The sequence below is a fragment of the Rhizobium sp. P2_G9 genome (assembly GCF_056403475.1).
In genome coordinates, this window is sequence record NZ_JBFUFK010000078.1 from 1 (window position 1) to 23,332 (window position 23,332).

Below are 23,332 nucleotides of genomic sequence, written 5' to 3' on the forward strand. Positions count from 1 at the left end.
ACGCGATTCAATGCTGGCAAATTCGAATGATTTTGCGCTACACTCTGCCGGCATCGGGGATTCCTTTGAACCTGAGTTAAGTCGTTCTGGTAAAACAACTTTCTCAGATTCTCAGCCCCGATGCACCAACATAGTGTGAGATATTCGGGTTAGGTGACGCGGGACATCGCATCGGTTTTTCGCAACGTGCCAAGTCGTTGCAGATCGACCGCAGCAATAGCGTGTCAGAAATTCCAGTTGCGCGCCTTGGCGACGATGAAATCGCGGAAAACCTTGAGCTTGGCGGCGTTCTTGAGTTCGCTCGGGTAGCAGAAATAGGTGTCGAAGGACGGCACGTCGGCATGGGTGACGAGCTGTACCAGGCCGGGGTCACGACCGACGATATAGTCCGGCAGCATGGCGATGCCGATGCCGAGCAGCGCGGCGCGCTTGATCGAGGTGAGGCTGTTGATCTGCAGCGCCGGCGAACGCGGATGATCGTCCGGCCGTCCGGCCGTCTCCAGCCAATTGACATCAAGCAGGTAATTCGGCGCCGGTTCGCCGAAAGTGATGATGCGGTGGTTGTCGAGTTCTTCCAGCGTCTGCGGCTCGCCGTGCCTGCTGATATAGGAGGGCGCGGCATAGACATGCATATGCACGGTGAACAGCTTGCGCTGGATCAGGTCCGATTGCTGCGGCTCGCGCAGGCGAATGGCGCAGTCGGCATGGCGCATGTTGACGTCGAGTTCCTCGTTATCGAGGATCAGCTGCACCTGCATATCCGGATAAAGGCTGAGAAATTCCTGCACCTTGTCGGTCAGCCAGCCCTGGCCGAGGCCTACGGTGGTGGTGATGCGCAGCCGGCCGGTCGGCTTTTCGGTGGTCTCGGTCAGCTGCACCTTGACGGATTCGAGCTTCATCAGCACGTCGTGGGCGGTACGGTAGAGCAATTCGCCCTGTTCGGTGAGGATCAGGCCGCGCGCATGGCGATGGAAGAGTTTTGTGTTGATTTCCGATTCCAGCGCGCTCACCTGGCGGCTGATGGCGGACTGGGACAGATGCAACTTCTCGGCAGCGTGGGTGAACGACCCTGCCTCCGCAGCCGCATGAAAAATACGCAATTTGTCCCAGTCAAGCGACACGCTTCATTACCCCTCAAAAGAGCCTTTGCAGCTTCTCTTCATTCCGCCGCGATGGCGACGTGCAAATGTCCGGCCAGGTAGCGCTCGGCTTCGAGCGCCGCCATGCAGCCCATGCCGGCGGCGGTGATCGCCTGCCGGAAAGTATCGTCGGTGACGTCGCCGGCGGCGAACACGCCTTCGACATTGGTCGCCGTCGAATCCGGCGCCGTCCAGAGATAGCCGTTCGGCTTCGCCCGGAGCTGGCCGGTGAACAGTTCCGTGGCCGGCGCATGGCCGATGGCCACGAACAGGCCGTCGATGGCGCGCGCAGTGAGTTCGCCGGTGCGGGTATTCCGGATCACCACGCCGGTGACCGATGCCGGCATCGGCGGATGCAACTGCTCGCCGGTGATCTCGGCGATCTCGCTGTTCCACAGCACCGAGACGTTCTGGCGCTGGAACAGGCGCTCCTGCAGGATCTTTTCCGAACGGAAGGAATCGCGACGGTGCACGACCGTGACCGACTTGGCAATGTTGGAGAGATAGAGCGCCTCCTCGACGGCGGAATTGCCGCCGCCGACCACGATCACGTCCTTGTTGCGATAGAAGAAGCCGTCGCAGGTGGCGCAGGCGGAAACGCCAAAGCCCTGGTACTTCTTCTCGGAATCGATGCCGAGCCACTTGGCCTTGGCGCCGGTGGCGATGACGATCGTGTCGGCGATCCATTCCTGGCCGGAATCGGTCGTGGCATGAAAGGGCCGGCTCGACAGGTCGACGGAGGTCACGAGGTCGTTGACGATCTCGGCGCCGACATGCTTGGCCTGGCCCAGCATCTGCTCCATCAGCCACGGACCCTGGATCGGATCGGCATAGCCTGGATAATTCTCGACATCGGTGGTGATCATCAACTGGCCACCCTGTTCGAGGCCGGCGATCAGCACCGGCTGCAGCATTGCACGCGCTGCATAGATGGCGGCGGTGTAACCCGCCGGGCCAGAACCGATGATCAAGACCTTGGTATGACGTGCTGACATGACTTAAACCCTACGCAAAACACCGCGCCCCGCGGTAGAAAACCGGCACTTATGTATGAATGGACGAGGGTGATATTCAAGAGTGCAATTCGTTATCCACTGAATTACGGCTCATTCATGTCATCTATGCATAGCAAAATGGGCCAAAGTATAACCGATCACAAATTTGGGGCCGGCGCATGTGGTCTGGATGCGGTGTCGATCGGCTCTCAGCCCCTGGACCATACCGCCGCATAGACGCGGCCCAGCCCCCCGACCTCGTTGCCGATGTCGAAGGTTTCTCGCACATGTATCAACGCCTTGGCGGCATGTGTCTTGGCGCGTTCCGGATCAGCGAGATAGGGCTCGATGGCCTCAGTGAGCGCGTCTCCGGCCGGCACCACCATGCCCGTCTCGCCAGGCAAGATCATTTCGGCATAGGCGCCGGCATCGCTGGTGACGACGGCCGTTTCCGAGGCCATGGCTTCGAGCGGCGTCAAGCCGAAACCTTCATTGCGCGACGGGGCAACGAAGAGTGAGAAGCGCCGATACCAGATTCTGACGTCATCGACTTCGCCGAGGAAGACGATGCGATCGCTCAGACCTGCGGCACTGATCTTCGCCTTTAGGTCGCCGGCGAATTTCTGGTGCTCCGGCGCAATCCAGCCGGTGATCACCGCCGTCCAGTCCGGATATTTTGGCAGAAGCGCCAGCATGGCCTCGACGAACAGGTCCGTGCCCTTCTGATGGCGGACGCGGCCTGAGCAGCCAACCGCGTAGCGGCCCGGCAGACCAGCTGCTGCGAACCTGTCGGCCTCCGTCTGCGGCGGATGAAAGAGGGCGGTGTCGACGCCGTGCATGACGACAGTATGGGGCACGTCGAGGAAGGAGCCGGAGCGGCCGCTGGTCGCCACGACGGCGTCCATGCGCCGGATCAGCCATTTGGTGAAGCGGGTGTGGCGGCGCTGGCCGGCCGAGGTGAAGATCAGCCTGAAGGGCATGCGCAGCACGTCGCGCAAGAACACGCCGACGACCATCTCGTTGTTGCGGCGGGCGTGCCAGATGCGTGGACGGCCAGTTTTCGGCCGCCTCCAGCATTTCAGAAGATCGAGGAAACCGATCTTCGGCAGCGTGTCCGGCAGGCCGGGGCCGAGGGTGGCGATGTTGACGCCCGCAGCCACCTGGCGTGGCACGAGCTGGATGACCGTCGAGGTGACGCCCGAAAGCCTGCGCTTGAAATGCGGCGCGATCACCTCGATGTCATCGATGTCGGGCAAGGGGCTCAGCCCCAGGTGATGCCGACCACTTCATAGGCCTTGGAGCCGCCGGGCGCATTCACCTCGATGGAATCGCCGACTTCCTTGCCGATCAGGGCGCGCGCGATCGGCGACGAGATCGAAATCCGGCCGGATTTGACGTCGGCTTCCTGGTCTCCGACGATCTGATAGGTTTTCTCTTCCTCGGTGTCCTCGTCGATGAGTTTCACGCGAGCGCCAAACTTGATCTTGTCACCGGACATTTTCGAAAGATCGATAACTTCGGCGCGTGCGATATAGTCTTCCAACTCGCTGACGCGGCCTTCATTGTGGCTCTGGGCTTCCTTGGCAGCATGATATTCGGCATTTTCCGAAAGGTCGCCATGGGCGCGCGCTTCGGCAATCGCTTCGATAATCCGGGGACGCTCTTCCTGCTGACGCCAGCGAAGTTCTTCGTTCAGCTTTACAAAGCCAGACTGCGTCATCGGCACTTTATCTACCATTTCCATCGTCCTCAGCATTCGGCGCCCAATCCCAGCGGGCACAAAAAGAAAACGGTCCCAGAAGCGTGAGCTTCCGAACCGTCCGCAAACCAATTCTCCCTTTATAACAGAAGTGGAGCGGCAATTGCGAGAAAATTATTTTATCGGCGGGCGGGATCCCGCGAGACGCAATTTGCCGGTATCGCCAGAGAACGCCCGTAAGCGGATTGGACTGAGCCTGGACAGACGTTGCAAATTCGGCGAGCACTGAGGCTCAAAGTGCTCCAGAAAAGACTTTGCCGCCTCCGGAAGCGGCCTTAGATTGTGTGCTCTGGGCTCGTGTCTTCAGGAGGCTCCTCGTGCTCAACGTCCTGCTCTATATCTTTGTCATCGTGCTGTTGCTCATTCTGGTGCTGGTCATCTTCGCGATGACCAAGCCGAACGAGTTTTCGATCCGACGGTCCATCTCGATCCGGGCGCCTGCCGCGCGCGTCTATGGCCTGATCAATGATTTCCGACGCTGGCCGGCCTGGTCGCCATGGGAGAAGCTCGATCCCGCGATGGCAAAAACCATGGCCGGCGCGGAGGCTGGTCCCGGCGCTGTTTATATGTGGGAAGGCAACAAGAAGGTCGGAGCCGGCCGCATGGAGATCATCGCCGCCGAACCCTTTTCGCGGATCGAGATCAAGCTCAATTTCCTCAAACCCTTCGCCGCTGAAAACCGCACGGTGTTCACGCTCGTTGCGGCGGGCGAGGGGACCAATGTCACCTGGCAAATGACTGGGGTCAACAATCTCATGCTCAAGATGATGGGCATCGTCATGAACATGGACAAGATGATCGGCCGCGACTTCGAAAAGGGGCTTGCCGCGATGAAGGCGGCGGCTGAGCGGCCGGAGGGCGACTCCGGCTGACGATGGCAATACAATGTCGATTGTGGTGGAAGGCGGCCTTTGGGTCGCCTTTTTCGCGGCGAGGCGGGACAACTGTGGCAGGGCCGCCATGTTGCTGTCTGGCAGGTGAACGAGGCGTTCAGAGCGAGTTCAATCGCGGCATCCTATTACGGGGACAACGCGAATAACCCGCGTCTCTGTCGGAGGAAGATATGAGAAAGATTGTTTCTGCCGCTCTCGCCGCCCTCGTCGCCACCGCTGCCCTGACCACCACGGCACTCGCCGACGACCGCAATGGCGACAACGATCAATGGCGCCATCACGGCTGGCACCAGAACGACCAGCGCCGCGACTGGCGCGACAACGATCACCGCAATGACTGGCGTTCGGAAAATCGCCATGACGGCTGGCGGCGCGACCATTGGCGCCACAATGGCTGGGACCACGACGCCTGGCGCGGTCGTCCGTGGCGCTATGACGCTCCGGTCTGCTTCGTTCAGAAGCACCGCTATGTCGACGGCTGGGATCGCGTCCATATCGTGTTCGAGCGCGTTTGCCGCTGACAATACCGGTCCGATCCCTGTTTGAAACGTCGGATTTCCAGTTGCGACTGGGAATCCGGTTTTCCGTCATCCAGCAACAGGCGAATGCACGCGCCGCAGTGCGATCGGAATGAGGAGAAGAAAGGCAAAATAATAGACGGCCAGGATCTGGCTGGCGACCACGACCTCCGTGTCAGGCGGCTGCGCACCCAAATAACCGAGCCCCAGAAATGCCGCGACGAAAGTCAGCCACGCGATCAACCAGAGCCAGCGCCCTATACCTGCCATGGCGCTCGGCTTCGTCCACGGCCACAGACCGGGAGCCAGGACCGCAAGGAAGGCAATGACGAGACCAGCCGTCTTGTCCGGCACGCTCCGCATGAGCGAGAAATAGGGCAGGACGTGCCATGAGGGCACGATGGCAAACGTCGCGGGCTCGGGCTCGCGCGGCGGCAAGAAGTGCGCGAGCGCCAAGCCGAGGAGCAACCCGGTCGCAGCAGCCACGATGACCAGGGCCGCGAGCCAGACCCATCGGCGAGTCCGCCAGCGGCCGTAGTGGGCGAAAAGCACATCGATTGCGAGCAGTACCAGGAGTACGTTCGGCAAAATCCACGGTGACATGGCCAGTTGCTCCAGGATCGACATCGCCCATGGCGCATTGGCGGCCAGCCAGAACAGCAATTGTCCCTTCGGCAAGACATGGCGCATGAAGCTCAGGACTTCAGCCACCGTCCAGCCGAGGATCAGGATGACCCATGTGGCACTGCGGACGCGATCGAAAACGCCGTTGTAGAGCGATGCGAGGATATGAACGATCGCGATCAGATAGAAACCGTCGATCAGGTCTTCCGTAGAGGCGCGGCCGGCGGAAATCGTGAAGAAGACGTTGGCAAATAGCGCCAGGACTACGAATAGGCCGATATCCTGGGCGATCGTGCGGGAGGATGCGGTCATGCGTAGGCCCTACCGTAGCCGAAGATTTCGGGTCTATCGTTATCGGAGCCGCGGATGGCCCACTAACTCATCAGGCGGCCCGCGGCTCGATCTTTTCGAGCTCTGCCGCTATCAGCCGACGTCGCTGCATCAGGTCGTGATCCGTCTGAAGCCCGAGAAAATAGCCTTCCGACATGCCAAAGAAACGTGCGAGCCGGAGATCGGTATCGGCGGTCATTGCCCGCTGGCTATTGACAATTTCGTTGATCCGGCGTGGAGAAACGAAAATTGCGCGCGCCAATGCGTTCTGGCTGATGCCAAGGGGTTTCATGAATTCCTCGAGCAGGATTTCGCCCGCATGGGGATTATGCAGCAATTCATCGTCAGTCATGATAGTCGACGATCCCGACATTTTCGGCACCTCCATCATTCCAGGTAAAGCATATTCGCCACTGGTCGTTGATACGAATGCTGAACTGGCCTGCTCGATCGCCTTTGAGAGCCTCCAGCCGATTGCCCGGCGGCACGCGAAGATCTGGCAGCGTCTTGCTTTGGTTGAGTATGCGGAGCTTTCTCAGCGCAATATTCTGTATATCGGGCGGTAGCTTTCTGCTCCGCCTGCCCGACCATATCAGCTCGGTTTCCTGATCCGCGAAACTCTTGATCGCGCCTCGACTATAACGCGTTGCGTCATATAGCGCAACGCGTTATATCCAGCGTTACGCGAAATAAGCCTGCAACGGCTTGATATCCAGATTGCCTGCCTTCAGCGCCCGGATCGCCTCCGCCGCCGAGAGCGCCCCGGACATCGTCGTGTAGTACGGCACCTTCTGCATCAGCGCGGCACGACGCAGCGATTTCGAATCCGAGATCGCCTTGTTGCCGTCGGTCGTGTTGATGACCAACTGGACCTGGCGATTGCGGATGGCGTCCTCGATATGCGGCCGGCCTTCCAGCACCTTGTTGATCTTGGTCGACTGGATGCCATGGTCAGAGAGGAAGCGCTGTGTGCCGCCGGTCGCCATGACTTTGAAGCCGATGTCGTTGAGGATGCGGATGGCCGGGAGCACGCGCTCCTTGTCGCTGTCGCGCACCGAGACGAACACCGTGCCGGAGCGCGGCAGTTCGACATTGGCGCCGAGCTGGCTCTTGGCGAAGGCCAGCGCAAAGTCGGTGTCGAGGCCGATGACTTCGCCGGTTGAGCGCATTTCCGGGCCGAGCAGCGTGTCGACGCCCGGGAAGCGGGCGAAGGGGAACACAGCTTCCTTGACAGCGATGTGTTTCAGATTGCGCGGATCGGGGCGGGTGGGGACGTACGCTTTGAAGGCTGTGTCCAGCGTCTCGCCGGCCATGACGCGAGCAGCGATCTTGGCGATCGGCGCGCCGATGGTTTTCGCCACAAAGGGCACCGTGCGCGAGGCGCGCGGATTGACTTCGAGAATATAGATCACGCCGTCCTTGATGGCGTATTGGACGTTCATGAAGCCGCCGACATTGAGCGCTTTGGCGAGCGCCTTGGTCTGCACTTCGAGCTCGTCGACTGTGTCCTTCGGCAGCGTCCGCGGCGGCAGCGAGCAGGCCGAGTCGCCGGAATGGATGCCAGCTTCCTCGATATGCTCCATGATGCCGCAGATATAGACGTCCTTGCCGTCCGACAGGCAGTCGACATCGACTTCGATGGCGTTCGACAGATAGCTATCGAACAGCAGCGGGTTCTTGCCGAGCAGGGTATTGATCTGGCCGGTCTTGTCGTTCGGATAGCGTGCCTTGATGTCTTCCGGCACCAGTTCCGGCACGGTGTCGAGCAGATAGGTCTGGAGCTGGCTTTCCTGGTGGATGATCTGCATGGCGCGACCGCCGAGCACGTAGGACGGGCGTACGACCAGCGGGAAGCCGATCTCGGTGGCGACGAGGCGCGACTGTTCGACCGAATAGGCGATGCCATTCTTCGGCTGGTTGAGGTCGAGCTTCATCAAGAGCTTCTGGAAACGATCGCGATCCTCGGCGAGGTCGATCATGTCAGGGGCGGTGCCGAGGATCGGAATGCCGGCTCGCTCCAGCGCATCGGCAAGCTTCAGCGGCGTCTGGCCGCCGAACTGAACGATGACGCCCAGCAGTTCGCCCTTTTCCTGCTCGATCTTGAGAATTTCGATGACGTCTTCTGCGGTCAGCGGCTCGAAATAGAGGCGATCGGAGGTGTCGTAGTCGGTGGACACCGTCTCCGGATTGCAGTTGACCATGATCGCTTCGAAGCCGGCATCCTTCAGCGCGAAGGCGGCGTGGCAGCAGCAATAGTCGAACTCGATGCCCTGGCCGATACGGTTCGGGCCACCGCCGAGGATCACCACCTTCTTGCGGTCGGAAACCTGCGCTTCCGTGCGGGCGGCGCCGACGAAGGGTGTCTCATAGGTCGAATACATATAGGCGGTCGGCGAGGCGAATTCGGCGGCGCAGGTGTCTATGCGCTTGTAGACGGGGCGCACGTTCAGCTGGTTACGGATTTCGGCGACTTCCTTCGGCCGCTTGCCGGTCAGGGTGGCGAGGCGGGCGTCCGAAAAGCCCATGGCTTTGAGCATGCGCAGGTTGGTTGCGTCCTCCGGCAGGCCATGCTCGCGGATGCGCATTTCCATATCGACGATCGATTTGATCTGGGCGATAAACCACGGGTCGATCTTGCAGCCGTCGTGAACCTCTTCCTCGCTCATGCCGAGGCGCAACGCCTGCGCTACCTGGCGGAGCCGGTCGGGCGTCGGCGTGCCGATGGCGGCGCGGATGGCATTGTGGTCGTCGCCTTCGGCCATGCCGGGGATTTCGATCTCGTCGAGCCCGGTCAGGCCGGTTTCGAGGCCGCGCAGCGCCTTCTGCAGGCTTTCCTGGAAGGTGCGGCCGATGGCCATGACTTCGCCGACCGACTTCATTGCCGTGGTCAGCACCGGCGAGGCGCCGGGGAATTTCTCGAAGGCGAAGCGCGGGATTTTGGTCACGACATAGTCGATCGACGGCTCGAACGAGGCAGGCGTGGCGCCACCCGTGATGTCGTTGTCGAGTTCGTCGAGCGTATAGCCGATGGCGAGCTTGGCCGCGATCTTGGCGATCGGGAAGCCGGTGGCCTTCGAGGCCAGCGCCGAGGAGCGCGACACGCGCGGGTTCATCTCGATGACGACAAGGCGGCCATTGTCGGGATTGACGGCGAACTGGACGTTGGAGCCGCCGGTCTCGACGCCGATCTCACGCAACACCGCGATCGAGGCGTTGCGCATGATCTGGTATTCCTTGTCGGTCAAGGTCAGCGCCGGCGCCACGGTGATCGAGTCGCCCGTGTGGACGCCCATCGGGTCGATGTTCTCGATCGAGCAGATGATGATGCAATTGTCCGCCTTGTCACGGACGACTTCCATCTCGTATTCCTTCCAGCCGAGCACGCTTTCCTCGACCAGCACTTCGGTCGTGGGCGAGGCATCGAGGCCGGACGAGACGATGTCGAAGAATTCCGAGCGGTTATAGGCAATGCCGCCGCCAGTGCCACCCAGCGTAAAGGACGGGCGGATGATCGCCGGCAGGCCGATAGAATCCAGCGCCTGGGCAGCGAGCGCCTGGGCATGGTTCATATAGCGCTGCTTGCGGTCGCTTTCGCCGAGGTTCCATTTGTTTTCCAGGGCATCGAGCGCCTGGTCGAGGGTATCGCCGGAGAGCTCGCCGCGCAGCTTGGCGCGTTCGGTCTCGTGGCTGCGGCGGTCGGCATCCTTGATCTCGGTGGCATTGGCGAGCATGGAACGCGGGGTTTCGAGGCCGATGCGGGCCATGGCTTCGCGGAACAGTGCGCGGTCCTCGGCCATGTCGATGGCATCCGGCTTGGCGCCGATCATCTCTACATTATAGCGGTCGAGCACGCCCATGCGCCGCAGCGACAGTGCTGTGTTGAGGGCCGTCTGGCCGCCCATGGTCGGCAGAAGTGCGTCCGGGCGTTCCTTGGCGATGATCTTGGCGACGACTTCGGGCGTGATCGGCTCGACATAGGTCGCATCCGCCAGGTTCGGATCGGTCATGATTGTCGCCGGGTTGGAATTGACCAGGATGACCCGGTAGCCCTCTTCCTTCAGCGCTTTGCAGGCCTGGGTGCCGGAATAATCGAATTCGCAGGCCTGACCGATGACGATCGGGCCGGCACCAATGATGAGGATCGATTTGATATCCTGGCGCTTCGGCATCTATACTTCCATCTAATCTTCGCCTGCAGCAAAGGCCGGCTGACGGTAATCTACCGGCCGGGTGCAGGGGACGTTTCTCAAGGCTAGGTGGGCCTTATAGGGAAATGTGTCGGTAAGCGGAACCCCGTCCGCACAAGTTTTTTCCGCAATTCACGGATCAGTCTTTACCATTCCCGCGAAGGCCGAGCGGCCCATTCGTGACAGCGACATGCTCGCGTGACATAAGCGCGCCGAAAAACGCGTTCGGAACCAGTTGAGACTATGATTCGTATCGAAAACATCAGCAAGCAGAACAGCCATCGCATTCTCTATATCGAAGCCTCGGCGGCTTTGAACCGGGGCGAGAAGATCGGGCTTGTCGGCCCGAACGGCGCCGGCAAGACGACGCTCTTCCGGATGATCACCAGCGAGGAACTGCCTGACGAAGGGCAAGTGTCCGCCGACAAGGGCATCACCATCGGCTATTTCAACCAGGATGTCGGCGAGATGAGCGGCCGTAGCGCCGTGGCCGAGGTCATGGATGGCGCCGGGCCGGTCAGCACCGTCGCGGCGGAGATGCGTGAACTCGAGGCGGCGATGGTCGATCCCGACCGGGCCGACGAGATGGATGCGATCATCGAGCGCTATGGCGAAGTGCAGGCGCGGTTCGAGGAACTCGACGGCTATGCGCTGGACGGCAGGGCGCGGGAAGTGCTCGATGGCCTGAGCTTCAGCCAGGAAATGATGGATGGCGATGTCGGCGCGCTTTCGGGCGGCTGGAAGATGCGCGTGGCGCTGGCCCGCATCCTGCTGATGCGGCCCGACGTGATGCTGCTCGACGAGCCGAGCAACCATCTCGATCTCGAAAGCCTGATCTGGCTGGAGCAGTTTCTGAGGGGTTATGACGGCGCGCTGCTGATGACTTCGCACGACCGCGAGTTCATGAACCGCATCGTCAACAAGATCATCGAGATCGATGGCGGCTCGCTGACCACTTATTCCGGCGACTTTGAATTCTATGCCGAGCAGCGGGCGCAGAACGAAAAGCAGCAACAGGCACAGTTCGAGCGCCAGCAGGCGATGCTCGCCAAGGAAATCAAGTTCATCGAGCGGTTCAAGGCGCGCGCCAGCCACGCCGCGCAGGTGCAGAGCCGGGTGAAGAAGCTCGAAAAGATCGAACGCGTCGAGCCGCCGAAGCGTCGGCAGACAGTCGCCTTCGACTTCCTGCCGGCGCCGCGCTCAGGCGAAGACGTGGTCAATATCAGGAACGTCCACAAGAAATATGGCAGCAAAGTCATCTATGAGGGGCTGGATTTCATGATCCGCCGGCGCGAGCGCTGGTGCATCATGGGCGTAAACGGGGCCGGCAAGTCGACCCTGCTCAAGTTGGTGGCGGGCTCCGCAGACCCTGACCAGGGCAGCGTCACGATCGGGGCGAGTGTCAAGATGGGTTATTTCGCCCAGCACGCCATGGACCTGCTCGATGGCGACCGCACGGTGTTTCAATGGCTGGAGGATTCCTTTCCGCAGGCGGGGCAGGGGGCGCTCAGGACGCTGGCCGGCTGCTTCGGCTTTTCCGGCGACGACCAGGAGAAGAAGTGCCGGGTGCTGTCGGGCGGCGAGAAAGCGCGGCTGGTCATGGCCCGCATGCTGTTCGATCCACCGAACCTGCTCGTGCTCGACGAGCCGACCAACCATCTCGACCTCGATACCAAGGAAATGCTGATCAAGGCCTTGGCCGACTATGAAGGTACGATGCTGTTCGTCAGCCACGACCGGCATTTCCTCGCCGAGCTGTCCAACCGGGTGCTGGAACTGACGCCGGAAGGCATCCATCAGTACAATGGTGGCTACACGGAATACGTGGCGCGCTCAGGCYACGAGGCGCCGGGGCTGCACGGCTGATGCAACCCTCTTTCAAATGCAAACGGCGGGCAATGCCCGCCGTTTGTGTCCGGTGATATCGGTTCGGATCAGAACTCTTCCCAATCTCCGCCCGATGGCGAAGCGGCCGGTGCCGACGAGAAGGCGGCGGCGAGCTTGTTGCCGAGAGCACGAGCGGGAGATGCTGCCGGGCGGGCCTGCGCAGTCGCTGGCGCAGGCGCCGTGGCGCGCGGCGCGGGGCGTGCGGCGGGCTGGATAGCCGGGCGGGCCGGGGCGTGTGCGGCCGGGCGAGACTGGTGCTGGGCGGTGGCGCGCACTACTCTTGTACCGCCGCCGAGCTCGAACTGGCCGAGCCGCGACGACAGCGACGTCACTTCGGTCACCAGCGTGTGCGAAGCGGCGTTGGACTCCTCCACCATGGCGGCGTTCTGCTGGGTCGCCTGGTCCATCTGGTTGACGGCGGCGTTGATTTCCTGAAGGCCGGTCGATTGCTCGCGGGCGGCCTGGACGATCGCCTCGACATTGCGGTTGATGTCCTGCACCTGGGTGACGATGGCCGTCAGCGCTTCGCCGGTCTGGCCGACGAGGCTGACGCCGCGTTTGACCTGTTGGCCGGAGGCGGTGATCAGGGCTTTGATTTCCTTTGCCGCAGTGGCCGAGCGTTGGGCGAGTTCGCGCACTTCCTGGGCGACGACGGCAAAACCCTTGCCGGCTTCACCGGCGCGAGCGGCTTCGACGCCGGCATTCAAGGCCAGGAGGTTGGTCTGGAAGGCGATGTCGTCGATCACGCCGATGATGTTGGAGATCGACTGCGAGGATTGCTCGATGGCACTCATCGCCTCGACTGCGTCGCGGACAACGGCGCCGGACTGTTCGGCGCCCTGCTTGGTGCGGGCGACGAGCGAGCCGGCTTCCTCGGCGCGGACTGTCGAATCCTTGACCGAGGTGGTGATTTCCTCGAGTGCCGCAGCCGTCTCCTCGACGGAGGCCGCCTGCTGTTCGGTGCGGCGGGCGAGATTGTCGGCCGCGGAACGGATTTCCTCGGAACCGGTTTGGATGGTCACGGCATTTTCGGAGAAGGACAGCATGGCCGCCTGCAGCTTCTCGACGCTTTCGTTGAAGCTGGCGCGGATCGAGTCGAGTTGCTCGGTGAATGGCTTTTCCAGCCGCACGGTCATGTCGCCGTTGGAAAGCCGCGCCAGGCCGTCGCCGAGTTCTTCCACCGCGAATTTGATCGACGCTTCGCGCGCCTGATGCATATGTGAGCGCTCGTTGCGTTCGTTCTCCTCGCGCGCCATCGTCGCTTCGACGTCCTTTTCGAGCTCCACCTTGCGACGGTTGCTTTCGAGCAGCACGCCGAGCGAGCGGGAAAGGTCGCCGATCTCGTCCTTGCGGTCGATATCCTTGAGCGCGACGTCGAGCTTGCCGCCGGCGAGTTCACGGGTGGCGGCGATGACGCCGGTAATGCGGGCGATGAAGCCGCGGGCAATCAGCCAGCCGCCGAGGCCTAGCAGCAGGGCGGCGACGAGCGTGATCGCGGCGGCACTCCAGATCATCGTATGGAGCTGCGCGAAGACCGTGCCCTTCGGCACCGACACGATTGCATACCAGTTGTTATCATCAGTGAGTTTAACCGGATAGGCGATCGACAGATAGGCTTGACCGTCGATTCCGACCGTTTCCGATTCCTTGCCGGCATTGGCGATCAGCGCGTCCCAGCCCTTGGTCTTGTCGCCGGCATCCTTCAGCGTCTTGCCGCCGAGCGAAGCGTCGGGATGGCTGATGATGTTGCCGGCGGCCGTGATCAGCGCAATATAGCCTGTGCTCATCGGCTTGACGGCGTTGAGCGCCTTGTTGACGTTATCGAGCGACATGTCCATGCCGGCGACGCCGACGGCCTTGCCGTCGATCATGATCGGCGTGGTGATCGAGGTCATCATCACCTGCTTGCTCTCGATCGCATAGGAATAGGGCTCGATGATCACCGATTTGGCACGATCGTGCGGGAGAAGGTAGTAATCGCCGGCGCCCGGCTTGTCGTAGTCGGTGAGCGGTGTGTGAAGAATCTTGTCTCCGCTATGCACCCAATAGGGGATATAGCGGCCGGTGGCGTCGTGGCCTTCCTTGTTGACGAAATCCTTGTCCTTGCCGTCAAAGGCGTTCGGATCCCAGCCGGTCCATGTGCCGAGCGCGATCTTGTTGTCTTCCAGCAGGTTCTTCAGCAGCAGGTCGGCCTGGACGCGGTCGGGATGACCGCCATCCTTCATCGCCGACAGCGACGTCTCCATGTTCTTCACCGTCTGCAGCGCGTTCTGCATCACCTCCTGGATGTCGCGCGCATTGGCGCTGGCGATCTGGCGCATCTCACCGAGGCTGCCCGCGCGGACGTCGTTGTAGGCGACCCAGAAGAGCACGCCGGAGGCGGCAATGGTGGCCACGACACCGCAGGCGGCGACGGAAAAGATGTTCCGGCTGGTTGCCGACTTGAAGAGCATGCGAATTCCCTCCTGTAACGATAGGTGAGGCGTGTCCCTCCGGCGCATCCGCCCGATCAAGGTCAGTGACCGACGCAGGCAGGTGCAGACCGGGAAACGCTCGATGTTGCCAAAAGTATTATGTGCGAATTAATTTAGCGTTTAGCGAAGTACCGCTGCACGATTGGAATCAAACGATTATATTGATGGAATGCCTGCCTATGGTTGGTAAATACGTTCGCTATTCAAGCCTGGCGCGAACGTCGGCAGCATAAGTACGGCTGACCGGAACTTCAGTGCCGTCCGCCAACCTGAGAACGGCCCTGCCATCCACGCGTTTTACCGTGTCGACAAAATCGTCTGCGACCCAATGCGAGCGATGGACCTGCAGGCCGCGACTCACGCCGACTTCCGCCAGCGCATCGGAGAACCTGAGCAGAAGCAACTCGCTGCCGCGGCTCGTCTTGACCAGCGTATAGTGATCTTCGACGGCGATGTGCAGGATGAGGCCGCGGTTTTCCGGCTTCAGACGGCGCAGGAGCGGCGGCGGTTCGACAGATGCAGCAGTTGCCGGGGCGGCGTCTTGCTCAGGTCCCGCGAATGGCGCGGACGATGTCTCTTGCGTCTGCCGAGCGAGTGCCTCGTTCGACATCGCCATATAGGTGATCAAGCAAAAGATGACGCAGAGCGGCACTGAAAAAAGCATTTCGGAGCCGATCGTAACGGCCGCCGGCGCGTGTCCGAACCAGGCATAGCCGAAGAGTTCGATGATCACGCCGATCGGGATGGCCGCGACGACCGAACCGATCAACATCCGGATGAGCATGCCCGGCAGGAAGCTTCTGAGCAGGACGTCGCCCAGGACGGAGAAAACCAGCGCCGTGGTCCAGGCGAAGAGATGCAGGCTCAGCCAATAACCCAGCCGCGGCAGGAAGCGCAGGTCCTCCAGCGTGCCGAACGGGCCTGTCAGCGCAAAGAGCAGAACCACCGCGCCGAAGGTGATCCAGAGCCGATGCGATGTCGCAATGGTCTGCAGTTCACGAAGCGTGGATTGCACGACGCCGCCGTTCACGAATTTCCTCCGCTCTCCACGCAGATCTCCTTGAAGCGGAAAGACAGATGGACGAGGCCGGTGGCAATTGCAACTGTTTCAGGACAAGGCCATGAACCTCGCGCCGCTTCTCGATGCCCCTCTCGCCATCCAGGTCCATGTCGCAACCGTCGTTCCCGCAGCCCTCATCGGCCCCTACATGTTCTGGGCACGCAAGGGCACGCCGACCCATCGGCTTGTCGGGCGGGTATGGCTGGGGCTGATGGTCCTGGCTGCGCTTTCGTCGTTCTTCATCCACCAGATCAATCTGTTCATGGGCTTTAGCCCCATCCACCTCGTTTCGATCTTCGTGCTGGTTACCGCATGGCTCGCCTATCGTTCGGCGCGCCAGCGCCGGATCAAGGATCACAAGCGGCAGATGCTGGGGCTTTATTTCGGCGGCGTGGTCGGCGCCGGGCTGTTCACGCTGCTGCCCGGCCGGATCATGAACAAGGTGGCGTTCACCTATGCGGATCTCGGCCCCGAGCTTTCGAGGCTTCTGATGCTTCTCGGCGCGATGGCCGGCATCACAATCCTGCTCTTCATTCTGTCGCGGCTTGCTGCAAGGCGGCGCGCTTTCACGCGGCCGCTGGTGGAACGGATTTGAACATGACGCAGTTATCTGCTTAAATCGCCGGACAAATCGGCAGATAACCGGAGTTTCCTATGGAATGGAGAGGACGCCGCCAATCGAGTAATATCGAGGATGAGCGGGGCACTGACCCGACATCGGCGCCGGGAAGCCCCTATAACGGACGCCAGGGTGGGATCAACGTCCCGGTCGGGCGCGGCGGCATCGGCTCGATCGTGCTGATCATCATTGTCGTTATCGTGCTCAGGTTCATGGGCGTCGACGTGACGCAACTGCTTGGCGACGGCCAGACGCAATCGCCAGGCTATACGCAGAGCCAGAGCACGTCCACCCAGAGCACGGCCGGCGAGGAGGACACCAAGGCGTTCGTGGCGACCATGTTGGCCGAGACCGAGGACGTCTGGAATGGCATTTTCCAGTCGATGGGCAAGCAATATGAAGAGCCCAAGCTGCTGTTGTTCCGCAATTCCTATCCCTCGGCCTGCGGCCAGGCGAGTGCCGCGACCGGCCCGTTCTATTGCCCCAATGACCGTAAGGTCTATCTCGACATGGCCTTCTTCCAGGAAATGTCGCAACGCTTCGGCGCTTCGGGCGAATTTGCCGACGCCTATGTTGTCGCCCACGAGGTCGGCCATCACGTGCAGAACCTGCTCGGCATCCTGCCGCGCTTCAACCGCGCCCGCCAGAGCATGAGCGAGAGCCAGGCCAATGCCGCTTCCGTTCGGATCGAACTGCAGGCGGACTGCTTTGCCGGCATCTGGGGCAAGTTCACCAAGCAAAGGGGCCTGCTCGACAAGGGTGACCTCGAAGACGCGCTCAACGCCGCCAACCAGATCGGAGACGACAACCTGCAGAAGCAGGCGCAGGGTTATGTCGTGCCCGACAGCTTCACTCATGGCACGTCTGAGCAGCGTATGCGCTGGTTTAAGCGCGGTTTCGACAGCGGCAAGCTCACGGACTGCGACACGTCGACAGGGCAACTCTGATAGAGGCGAAATTCCGACAGACAGGCCTACCGATGCATAGGCCGGAGCACTATATCCTTCCCGGCACTAATCCTGGGAGGGGACGCCGTGGAAATCATTACCCCTAGCATTGCGAATATCGGGCTGTTCGTCAGCGCCGCTCTTGTGTTGCTTCTCATTCCGGGTCCAGCCGTTCTCTATCTTGTCGGGCGCTCGGTCGAGCAGGGCAGACTTGCGGGATTGTATTCGATCCTCGGAATTCATACGGCAACGCTCGTCCATGTCGCTGCGGCGTCGTTTGGATTGTCCGCCGTGCTCGCTTCGTCGGCGCTTGCCTTCAGCATCGTCAAATATGCCGGTGCTGCCTATTTGATCTGGCTCGGCCTCAGGAAAATCCTTGGCCGGACCAGTGCCAACGATGTCGAGGTGACGGCATCAGGGCATAGCCATCGTCGCGTTTTCCGTGACGGTTTCGTCGTCAATCTCCTGAACCCCAAGACAGCACTGTTTTTCCTGGCCTTCCTGCCGCAGTTCGTTGATGTGAGCCGTGGCCATGTCGCCATGCAGATCGCTTTCCTTGGCGTGCTCTTCACGGCGATCGGTCTGATGACGGACGGCTGCTATGCGTTCGCTGCCGGGACCGCCGGCAATTGGTTGAAGCGCAACAGGGGCTATCTGAAATTCGAGCGTTATATCAGCGGCGTCACGTTCATTGGCCTCGGACTGACGGCGGCATTCGCGGGAAATCATAGGAAGTAGAAGGCTTTGCAGGTTCTGTTTGGTGTAAGCGCCGACGCAGCAGTCAGAATGGTTGATGTATGACATCAGAATTTTTGGCGCTTCGGCTGGCCGCTTTTGACCAAGCTGACTTGAAGAAGGTCAAATTTTCGGTTAGAGAAAATCGTTCCTTTTATGTTCTGGTCTTTGCGGCCGGAAAACGGCGTGAGACCAGACATGATTGACGAAAAACGCGCCCGTCGCGGGCTGGCGCTCGTGTTCCTTATCGTGCTGATGGATATGATGGGCATTGCGCTGATCATGCCCGTCATGCCGGCCTATCTAAAGGAATTGACCGGGGCTGACGCCACGCAAGCCGTCGTCGAGGGCAGCTGGCTGTTCATCGTCTATTCGGCGATGCAGTTCCTGTTCGGCACCTTCATCGGCAATGTCAGCGACCGTTTCGGCCGGCGGCCCATCCTGCTTGCCTCGGTGCTCTCTTTTGCCATCGACAATCTGATTTGCGCGGTGGCCGGCAGCTACTGGATGCTGTTCATCGGCAGGGTTCTGGCCGGTATTTCCGGCGCGAGCTATGCCACAGCCTCGGCCTATGTCGCCGACATTTCGACGGACGAGAACCGCGCCAAGAATTTCGGCCTGGTGGGCATCTCCTTTGGCGTCGGCTTTACCATCGGACCGGTGATCGGCGGCCTGCTCGGCGAGCTCGGGCCGCGCGTGCCCTTTTATATGGCGGCGCTGATCGCCTTCCTCAATTTCCTGGTCGGCATGATCTTCCTGCCGGAAACACTGGACGCCGAGCATCGTCGCAAGTTCGAATGGAAGCGCGCCAATCCGCTGGGCGGGCTCCTGCAGATGCGCAACTACAAGGGCATCGGTTCGGTTGTCGGCGTCATGTTTCTGTTCTGGTTTGCGCATGTCGTCTATCCCATCGCCTGGCCCTATGTCGCCAATTACCGCTATGGCTGGAGCCAGGGCATGATCGGCCTGTCGTTGGGAACGTTCGGCGTGCTGAGCGCCTTCATCATGGGGGTTGTCCTGCCGCGCTTCGTCAAGGTCTATGGTGAATGGACGACGGCGATCGTCGGGCTGATCTTCTGCGCGGTCGGTTTCCTTGGCTATGCCTTTGCCTGGCAGGGATGGATGGTGTTCGTCGTCATCGCCGTCGCCTGCCTGGAAGGCATGACCGATCCCGCCTTGCGCTCGATCTCGGCGGCCGGTGTGCCGCCGTCGATGCAGGGTGAGTTGCAGGGCACGCTGAACAGCCTGTCGAGCATCACCTCGATTGTCGGCCCGTTCCTGTTCTCCTATCTGTTCAGCACCTTCACCGCGCCCCAGGCGCCGGTGCATTTTCCTGGCGCGCCTTATGCCGCGGCGGCGCTGATGACGATCGCGGGCCTGATCATCTTCGTCCTGAAAGTGCGACGGCCGGCGATCCCAATGGCTGAACCAGCGACCTATCACGGGCATTGATACTGCTATGAATAGTTGAGACGGATCGCCAGCGCGTCTGGCGTTTGCGGTCGCCGTCCGGTATCAGCGCAAGGCAGCGTTGGAGGAGACGTGGAAGAGATTGCGCACCATCGGCAACAGGTGATCGTGGACAATGGCTGGAAAAGCCATTTCGTCCAGACACTTGTGCTCGGCATTCCGCTGATCGGTGCCCAGCTCGCCCAGCTCGGCATCAATGTCACCGACGTCTTCATCATGGGCCGTCTCGGCACGGCCGAGCTCGCGGCGATGGTGCTCGCCAGCCAGTATTTCTTCACGCTGTTCATCTTCGGCTCCGGCTTTGCCACTGCCGTCGTGCCGCTGGCCGCGCATGCGGTGGCGCAGGACGACAAGATGCAGGTGCGTAGGTCGGTGCGCATGGGGCTCTGGATCGTCTTTGGCTTTTCGGCGCTCACCATCCCGGGGATTTACCATGCCGAGAGCGTGCTGGTCTTTGCCGGACAGGACCCGCATATCGCCAAGCTTGCCGGCGACTATCTGCACGTTGCCGGCCTCGGCATGTTTCCCGGCCTTGCCTTCATGGTGCTGCGCTCTTTTCTGAGCGCCGTCGGCCGTGCCGGCTTCATCCTCTACGTGACGCTGATCATTCTCGTCTTCAATGCCGTCTGTGCCTATAGCCTCGTGCTCGGCCATTTCGGCCTGCCGGCGCTTGGCATGTTCGGTGCTTCGATCGTGGCGCTATCGGCCAATATTCTCGGCCTGGTGCTGACCATTGTTTATATCGAACGCAGCGCGGCACTGCGCGCCTACGAAATCTTCGTCCGCTTCTGGCGGATCGATCTCTATGTGCTCTGGGAAGTTTTCCGCCTCGGCCTGCCGATCAGCCTCACCATTCTCGCCGAAGTCAGCCTGTTCACCGTTGCCTCGCTGCTGATGGGCCGGATCGGCACGGTGGAGCTGGCAGCCCATGGCATCGCGCTGCAATGGGCCTCCGTCGCCTTCATGATTCCGCTCGGGCTGGCGCAGGCCGCAACGGTGCGCGTCGGCATGGCGGCAGGGGCGGGCGATCATCAGGCGCTGGTGCGCGCTTCGCTGGTCGTGGTGGTGATCTCGATGACCTGTTCGCTGATCGGCGGCATCGTCTATGCCACCCACCCGACACAACTCGCTTCACTCTATCTCGATCGATCCAAGCCCGATGCCGATGCGGTGCTGACCTATGCCAGCGGTCTCGTGGTGATTGCCGGCATTTTTCAGYTTGTCGATGGCCTGCAGGCGATCGGTGCCGGCCTGCTGCGCGGCATCAAGGATACGACCGTGCCGATGATCCTGGCGCTGATTGCCTATTGGGCGATCGGTTTTCTGCTCGCCTATGTGCTCGCCTTCCATGCCGGTTTCGGCGGCATTGGGGTCTGGATCGGTTTTCTCTGCGGCCTTGCCGCAGCGTCGGTCCTGCTGCTTGGGCGATATTTCATCCTTGTATCGCGCATGCAAAAGGCGGCCTGAGGGGCCGCCTTCCAAAGGCTTGCTTCGTCAGCAGATCAACGTTCGGCGATTGCCGGCTCGCCCTTCTTTTCCTTGATCAGGTTCATGAAGCGGCGGAAGAGATAGTGGCTGTCCTGCGGGCCGGGCGAGGCCTCGGGGTGATGCTGCACGGAGAAGACCGGCTTGCCGGTGAGGCGCAGACCGCAATTGGTGCCGTCGAACAGCGACACATGCGTCTCCTCTACGCCATCGGGCAGCGATTTCGCATCTACAGCAAAGCCGTGATTCATTGAGACGATCTCGACCTTGCCGGTCGTGTGATCCTTGACCGGATGGTTGGCGCCGTGATGGCCCTGGTGCATCTTTTCGGTCTTACCGCCGAGCGCCAGGCCGAGCATCTGATGACCAAGGCAGATACCGAAGACAGGCAGATCGGTTTTGAGCAGCGACTGGATGGTCGGCACGGCATAGATGCCGGTGGCGGCCGGGTCGCCCGGGCCGTTCGACAGGAAAACGCCATCCGGCTTCTGCGCCATCACCTCGTCGGCCGTCGTCGTCGCCGGCATCACGGTGACCTTGCAGTCGAGCCCGGTGAACAGGCGCAGGATGTTGCGTTTGACGCCGAAATCAAGGCAGACGACGTGGTATTTCGCATCTTCAGGCGCGAGGTCGGAATAGCCCTCGTTCCACAGCCAGGGCTTTTGCGTCCATTGCGACGACTGGCCGGATGAAGCGACTTTGGCGAGGTCGAGATCGACCAGGCCGCTCCAGGCCTTGGCCTCGGCCTTCAGCACGTCGATGTCGAAGATGCCATTCGGGTCATGGGCGATCACTGCATTCGGCATGCCGTTCTCGCGGATCCAGGCGGTCAGCGCGCGCGTGTCGATACCGCACATGCCGACGATGCCGCGCGCCTTCAGCCAGGTGTCGAGGTGCTTTTGCGCCCGGTAGTTGGAAGGGTCGGTGATGTCGGCCTTGAAGATCACGCCGACCGCGCCGTGGCGGGCCGCTGGCGTCAGGTCCTCGATGTCTTCCTCATTGGTGCCGATATTGCCGATATGCGGAAAGGTGAAGGTGACGATCTGGCCGAGATAAGAGGGATCGGTGAGGATTTCCTCATATCCGGTCAGCGCCGTGTTGAAACAGACCTCTGCCTGGGTTCGGCCCACGGCCCCGACGCCCTTGCCTTCGATGACGGTGCCATCGGCCAGGACGAGAAGGGCTGTGGGCTTGTCGATGGTCCAGGGTGAGGTGCTCATGTCGCTCCGTTCCGGCGGGATCTGTCCGCCTCGTGCTCGCAGGAAAACGCGCTCGGATCACTCCGCGCCGCCAGGATTTTCCCCTTTCTTGCTGTTGGCGCGGAAAATAGTCAGCGGGCGGTCGCCGGTCAATGTGCGAAGGGTCGCATGTGTGAAATAAATGTGAAGGTAAATCAGGCACTTGTCGATGCCGCATTGCTTTTTCCACATTCTCTCGGCATAAGCGCCAGAAATCCTGGAGAATCCTGCCATGCGCGACGAACTGATGACCGCCCTCAAGGAGGCGATGAAGGCCAAGGAAACGGCGCGGGTTTCGACGATCCGCATGGTCCAGGCTGCGATCAAGGACCTCGACATCGCCAGCCGCACCAAGGCCGACCCGACCGTGACCGACGGCGACATCGCCCAGCTTTTGTCGAAACTCGTCAAGCAGCGCGAGGAATCGGCGAAGATGTACGACGATGGCGGGCGGCCAGAGCTTTCGGCCAAGGAGCGCGAGGAGATCGCCATCATCTCCGAGTTCATGCCGAAGCAACTTTCGGAAGCCGAGGTGATCGAAATCATCAAGGGCATCATCGCCGAGACCGGTGCGGCGAGCATCAAAGACATGGGCAAGGTGATGTCGACGCTGCGGGAACGTTACCCGGGCCAGCTCGATTTCGGCAAGGCGTCCGGGCAGATCAAGGCACTGCTCGGTTGACTTTATGACCTGTGAATTGCTGTAATACCAAGTGTCGATGATATGAACCTATTGCGTGACCCGGAAACGGTCATCCGGGTAGGAAAATACCGCAGAGCGTGCCTTGGCATCGGTCGAGGATTTTGACGCCCCCGGTGGCCGATTTCCGGGTCACCCTGCGGGCCGGGCGCTTTTGGCTTCCGGACGTCGTCGAAAATCCTCGCCGGACCGGCGGGTCCGACTGCGGTTTGCTCCTAGCCGGAAGCCAAAAGCGCCCGGCGCAATAGGTTCATATCATCGACACTTGGTAT

At 61.1% G+C, this 23,332-nt stretch carries 21 protein-coding genes; 9 read left to right on the top strand and 12 right to left on the bottom strand.

All coding sequences use genetic code 11. The features are described 5' to 3' along the window. Positions 1-224 precede the first annotated feature (224 nt). From AC1DYF_RS37860 to greA, 4 genes are all read right to left on the bottom strand, one after another. The gene (locus AC1DYF_RS37860) at positions 225-1,121 is read right to left on the bottom strand and encodes a LysR family transcriptional regulator VtlR (RefSeq protein WP_477883757.1); all 897 of its coding nucleotides are present in this window, start codon (positions 1,119-1,121) and stop codon (positions 225-227) included. Between the two features lie 38 nt (positions 1,122-1,159). Further along, on the bottom strand, positions 1,160-2,134 hold the full coding sequence (gene trxB, locus AC1DYF_RS37865) for a thioredoxin-disulfide reductase (protein WP_477883759.1): 975 nt from the start codon (positions 2,132-2,134) through the stop codon (positions 1,160-1,162). 209 nt (positions 2,135-2,343) lie between these two features. Beyond that, complete coding sequence (locus AC1DYF_RS37870) at positions 2,344-3,390, bottom strand: glycosyltransferase family 4 protein (protein ID WP_477883761.1); 1,047 nt, start codon at positions 3,388-3,390, stop codon at positions 2,344-2,346. A gap of 5 nt (positions 3,391-3,395) precedes the next feature. Next, on the bottom strand, positions 3,396-3,872 hold the full coding sequence (gene greA, locus AC1DYF_RS37875; protein WP_477883763.1) for a transcription elongation factor GreA: 477 nt from the start codon (positions 3,870-3,872) through the stop codon (positions 3,396-3,398). 338 nt (positions 3,873-4,210) lie between these two features. On the opposite strand from greA, the gene AC1DYF_RS37880 reads away from it, so the two are divergent. Both AC1DYF_RS37880 and AC1DYF_RS37885 read left to right on the top strand, forming a co-directional pair. Further along, positions 4,211-4,765 (top strand): SRPBCC family protein, encoded by a 555-nt coding sequence (locus tag AC1DYF_RS37880; RefSeq protein WP_477883765.1) that lies wholly within the window; start codon positions 4,211-4,213, stop codon positions 4,763-4,765. Positions 4,766-4,956: 191 nt separating this feature from the next. Beyond that, the gene (locus AC1DYF_RS37885) at positions 4,957-5,307 is read left to right on the top strand and encodes a hypothetical protein (RefSeq protein ID WP_477883766.1); all 351 of its coding nucleotides are present in this window, start codon (positions 4,957-4,959) and stop codon (positions 5,305-5,307) included. Positions 5,308-5,373: 66 nt separating this feature from the next. On the opposite strand, the gene AC1DYF_RS37890 is transcribed toward AC1DYF_RS37885, so the two are convergent. The 4 genes from AC1DYF_RS37890 to carB all read right to left on the bottom strand — a co-directional run bounded on the left by AC1DYF_RS37890 (position 5,374) and on the right by carB (position 10,427). Next, positions 5,374-6,240 carry a hypothetical protein gene (locus AC1DYF_RS37890; RefSeq protein WP_477883768.1) on the bottom strand — a complete coding sequence of 289 codons (867 nt, stop codon included), beginning with the start codon at positions 6,238-6,240 and terminating at the stop codon, positions 5,374-5,376. A gap of 70 nt (positions 6,241-6,310) precedes the next feature. Next, positions 6,311-6,631, bottom strand: coding sequence for a HigA family addiction module antitoxin (locus AC1DYF_RS37895; RefSeq protein WP_477883770.1), 321 nt, complete (start codon positions 6,629-6,631; stop codon positions 6,311-6,313). Continuing rightward, complete coding sequence (locus AC1DYF_RS37900) at positions 6,603-6,884, bottom strand: type II toxin-antitoxin system RelE/ParE family toxin (protein WP_477883790.1); 282 nt, start codon at positions 6,882-6,884, stop codon at positions 6,603-6,605. The genes AC1DYF_RS37895 and AC1DYF_RS37900 overlap by 29 nt, the downstream gene beginning before the upstream one ends. A 54-nt stretch (positions 6,885-6,938) precedes the next feature. Continuing rightward, entirely contained in the window at positions 6,939-10,427 is a 3,489-nt protein-coding gene (gene carB, locus AC1DYF_RS37905) for a carbamoyl-phosphate synthase large subunit (protein WP_477883772.1), read from the bottom strand. Positions 10,428-10,688: 261 nt separating this feature from the next. On the opposite strand from carB, the gene AC1DYF_RS37910 reads away from it, so the two are divergent. Beyond that, complete coding sequence (locus AC1DYF_RS37910) at positions 10,689-12,311, top strand: ABC-F family ATP-binding cassette domain-containing protein (RefSeq protein WP_477883774.1); 1,623 nt, start codon at positions 10,689-10,691, stop codon at positions 12,309-12,311. Between the two features lie 68 nt (positions 12,312-12,379). On the opposite strand, the gene AC1DYF_RS37915 is transcribed toward AC1DYF_RS37910, so the two are convergent. Together AC1DYF_RS37915 and AC1DYF_RS37920 are read right to left on the bottom strand one after the other, a co-directional pair. Beyond that, positions 12,380-14,785: a methyl-accepting chemotaxis protein gene (locus AC1DYF_RS37915; protein WP_477883776.1), complete on the bottom strand. Its 2,406-nt coding sequence runs from the start codon at positions 14,783-14,785 to the stop codon at positions 12,380-12,382. A 220-nt stretch (positions 14,786-15,005) separates the two neighbouring features. Further along, positions 15,006-15,836: a LytTR family DNA-binding domain-containing protein gene (locus tag AC1DYF_RS37920; RefSeq protein WP_477883778.1), complete on the bottom strand. Its 831-nt coding sequence runs from the start codon at positions 15,834-15,836 to the stop codon at positions 15,006-15,008. Between the two features lie 91 nt (positions 15,837-15,927). Here AC1DYF_RS37920 and AC1DYF_RS37925 point away from each other — a divergent pair, with 91 nt between their 5' ends. The 5 genes from AC1DYF_RS37925 (at position 15,928) to AC1DYF_RS37945 (ending at position 21,104) form a co-directional block, all read left to right on the top strand. Next, positions 15,928-16,461, top strand: coding sequence for a DUF2306 domain-containing protein (locus tag AC1DYF_RS37925; protein ID WP_477883779.1), 534 nt, complete (start codon positions 15,928-15,930; stop codon positions 16,459-16,461). Between the two features lie 59 nt (positions 16,462-16,520). Continuing rightward, positions 16,521-17,432, top strand: coding sequence for a KPN_02809 family neutral zinc metallopeptidase (gene ypfJ / locus AC1DYF_RS37930; RefSeq protein WP_477883780.1), 912 nt, complete (start codon positions 16,521-16,523; stop codon positions 17,430-17,432). Between the two features lie 87 nt (positions 17,433-17,519). After that, a complete protein-coding gene (locus AC1DYF_RS37935) occupies positions 17,520-18,170 on the top strand; it encodes a LysE family translocator (protein WP_477883781.1) in 651 nt (216 codons plus the stop codon). Between the two features lie 153 nt (positions 18,171-18,323). Further along, on the top strand, positions 18,324-19,619 hold the full coding sequence (locus AC1DYF_RS37940) for a TCR/Tet family MFS transporter (RefSeq protein WP_477883783.1): 1,296 nt from the start codon (positions 18,324-18,326) through the stop codon (positions 19,617-19,619). A 90-nt stretch (positions 19,620-19,709) separates the two neighbouring features. Then, the gene (locus AC1DYF_RS37945; protein WP_477883784.1) at positions 19,710-21,104 is read left to right on the top strand and encodes an MATE family efflux transporter; all 1,395 of its coding nucleotides are present in this window, start codon (positions 19,710-19,712) and stop codon (positions 21,102-21,104) included. Between the two features lie 35 nt (positions 21,105-21,139). Here the strand turns inward: AC1DYF_RS37945 and carA are convergent, their stop codons facing one another. Both carA and AC1DYF_RS37955 read right to left on the bottom strand, forming a co-directional pair. Continuing rightward, positions 21,140-22,342: a glutamine-hydrolyzing carbamoyl-phosphate synthase small subunit gene (gene carA / locus AC1DYF_RS37950; protein ID WP_477883785.1), complete on the bottom strand. Its 1,203-nt coding sequence runs from the start codon at positions 22,340-22,342 to the stop codon at positions 21,140-21,142. 57 nt (positions 22,343-22,399) lie between these two features. Further along, the gene (locus tag AC1DYF_RS37955; RefSeq protein WP_477883786.1) at positions 22,400-22,594 is read right to left on the bottom strand and encodes a hypothetical protein; all 195 of its coding nucleotides are present in this window, start codon (positions 22,592-22,594) and stop codon (positions 22,400-22,402) included. Between AC1DYF_RS37955 and AC1DYF_RS37960 the strand changes: the two genes are divergently transcribed. After that, entirely contained in the window at positions 22,593-23,042 is a 450-nt protein-coding gene (locus tag AC1DYF_RS37960; RefSeq protein WP_477883788.1) for a GatB/YqeY domain-containing protein, read from the top strand. The genes AC1DYF_RS37955 and AC1DYF_RS37960 overlap by 2 nt on opposite strands. The last annotated feature ends 290 nt before the right edge of the window (positions 23,043-23,332 follow it).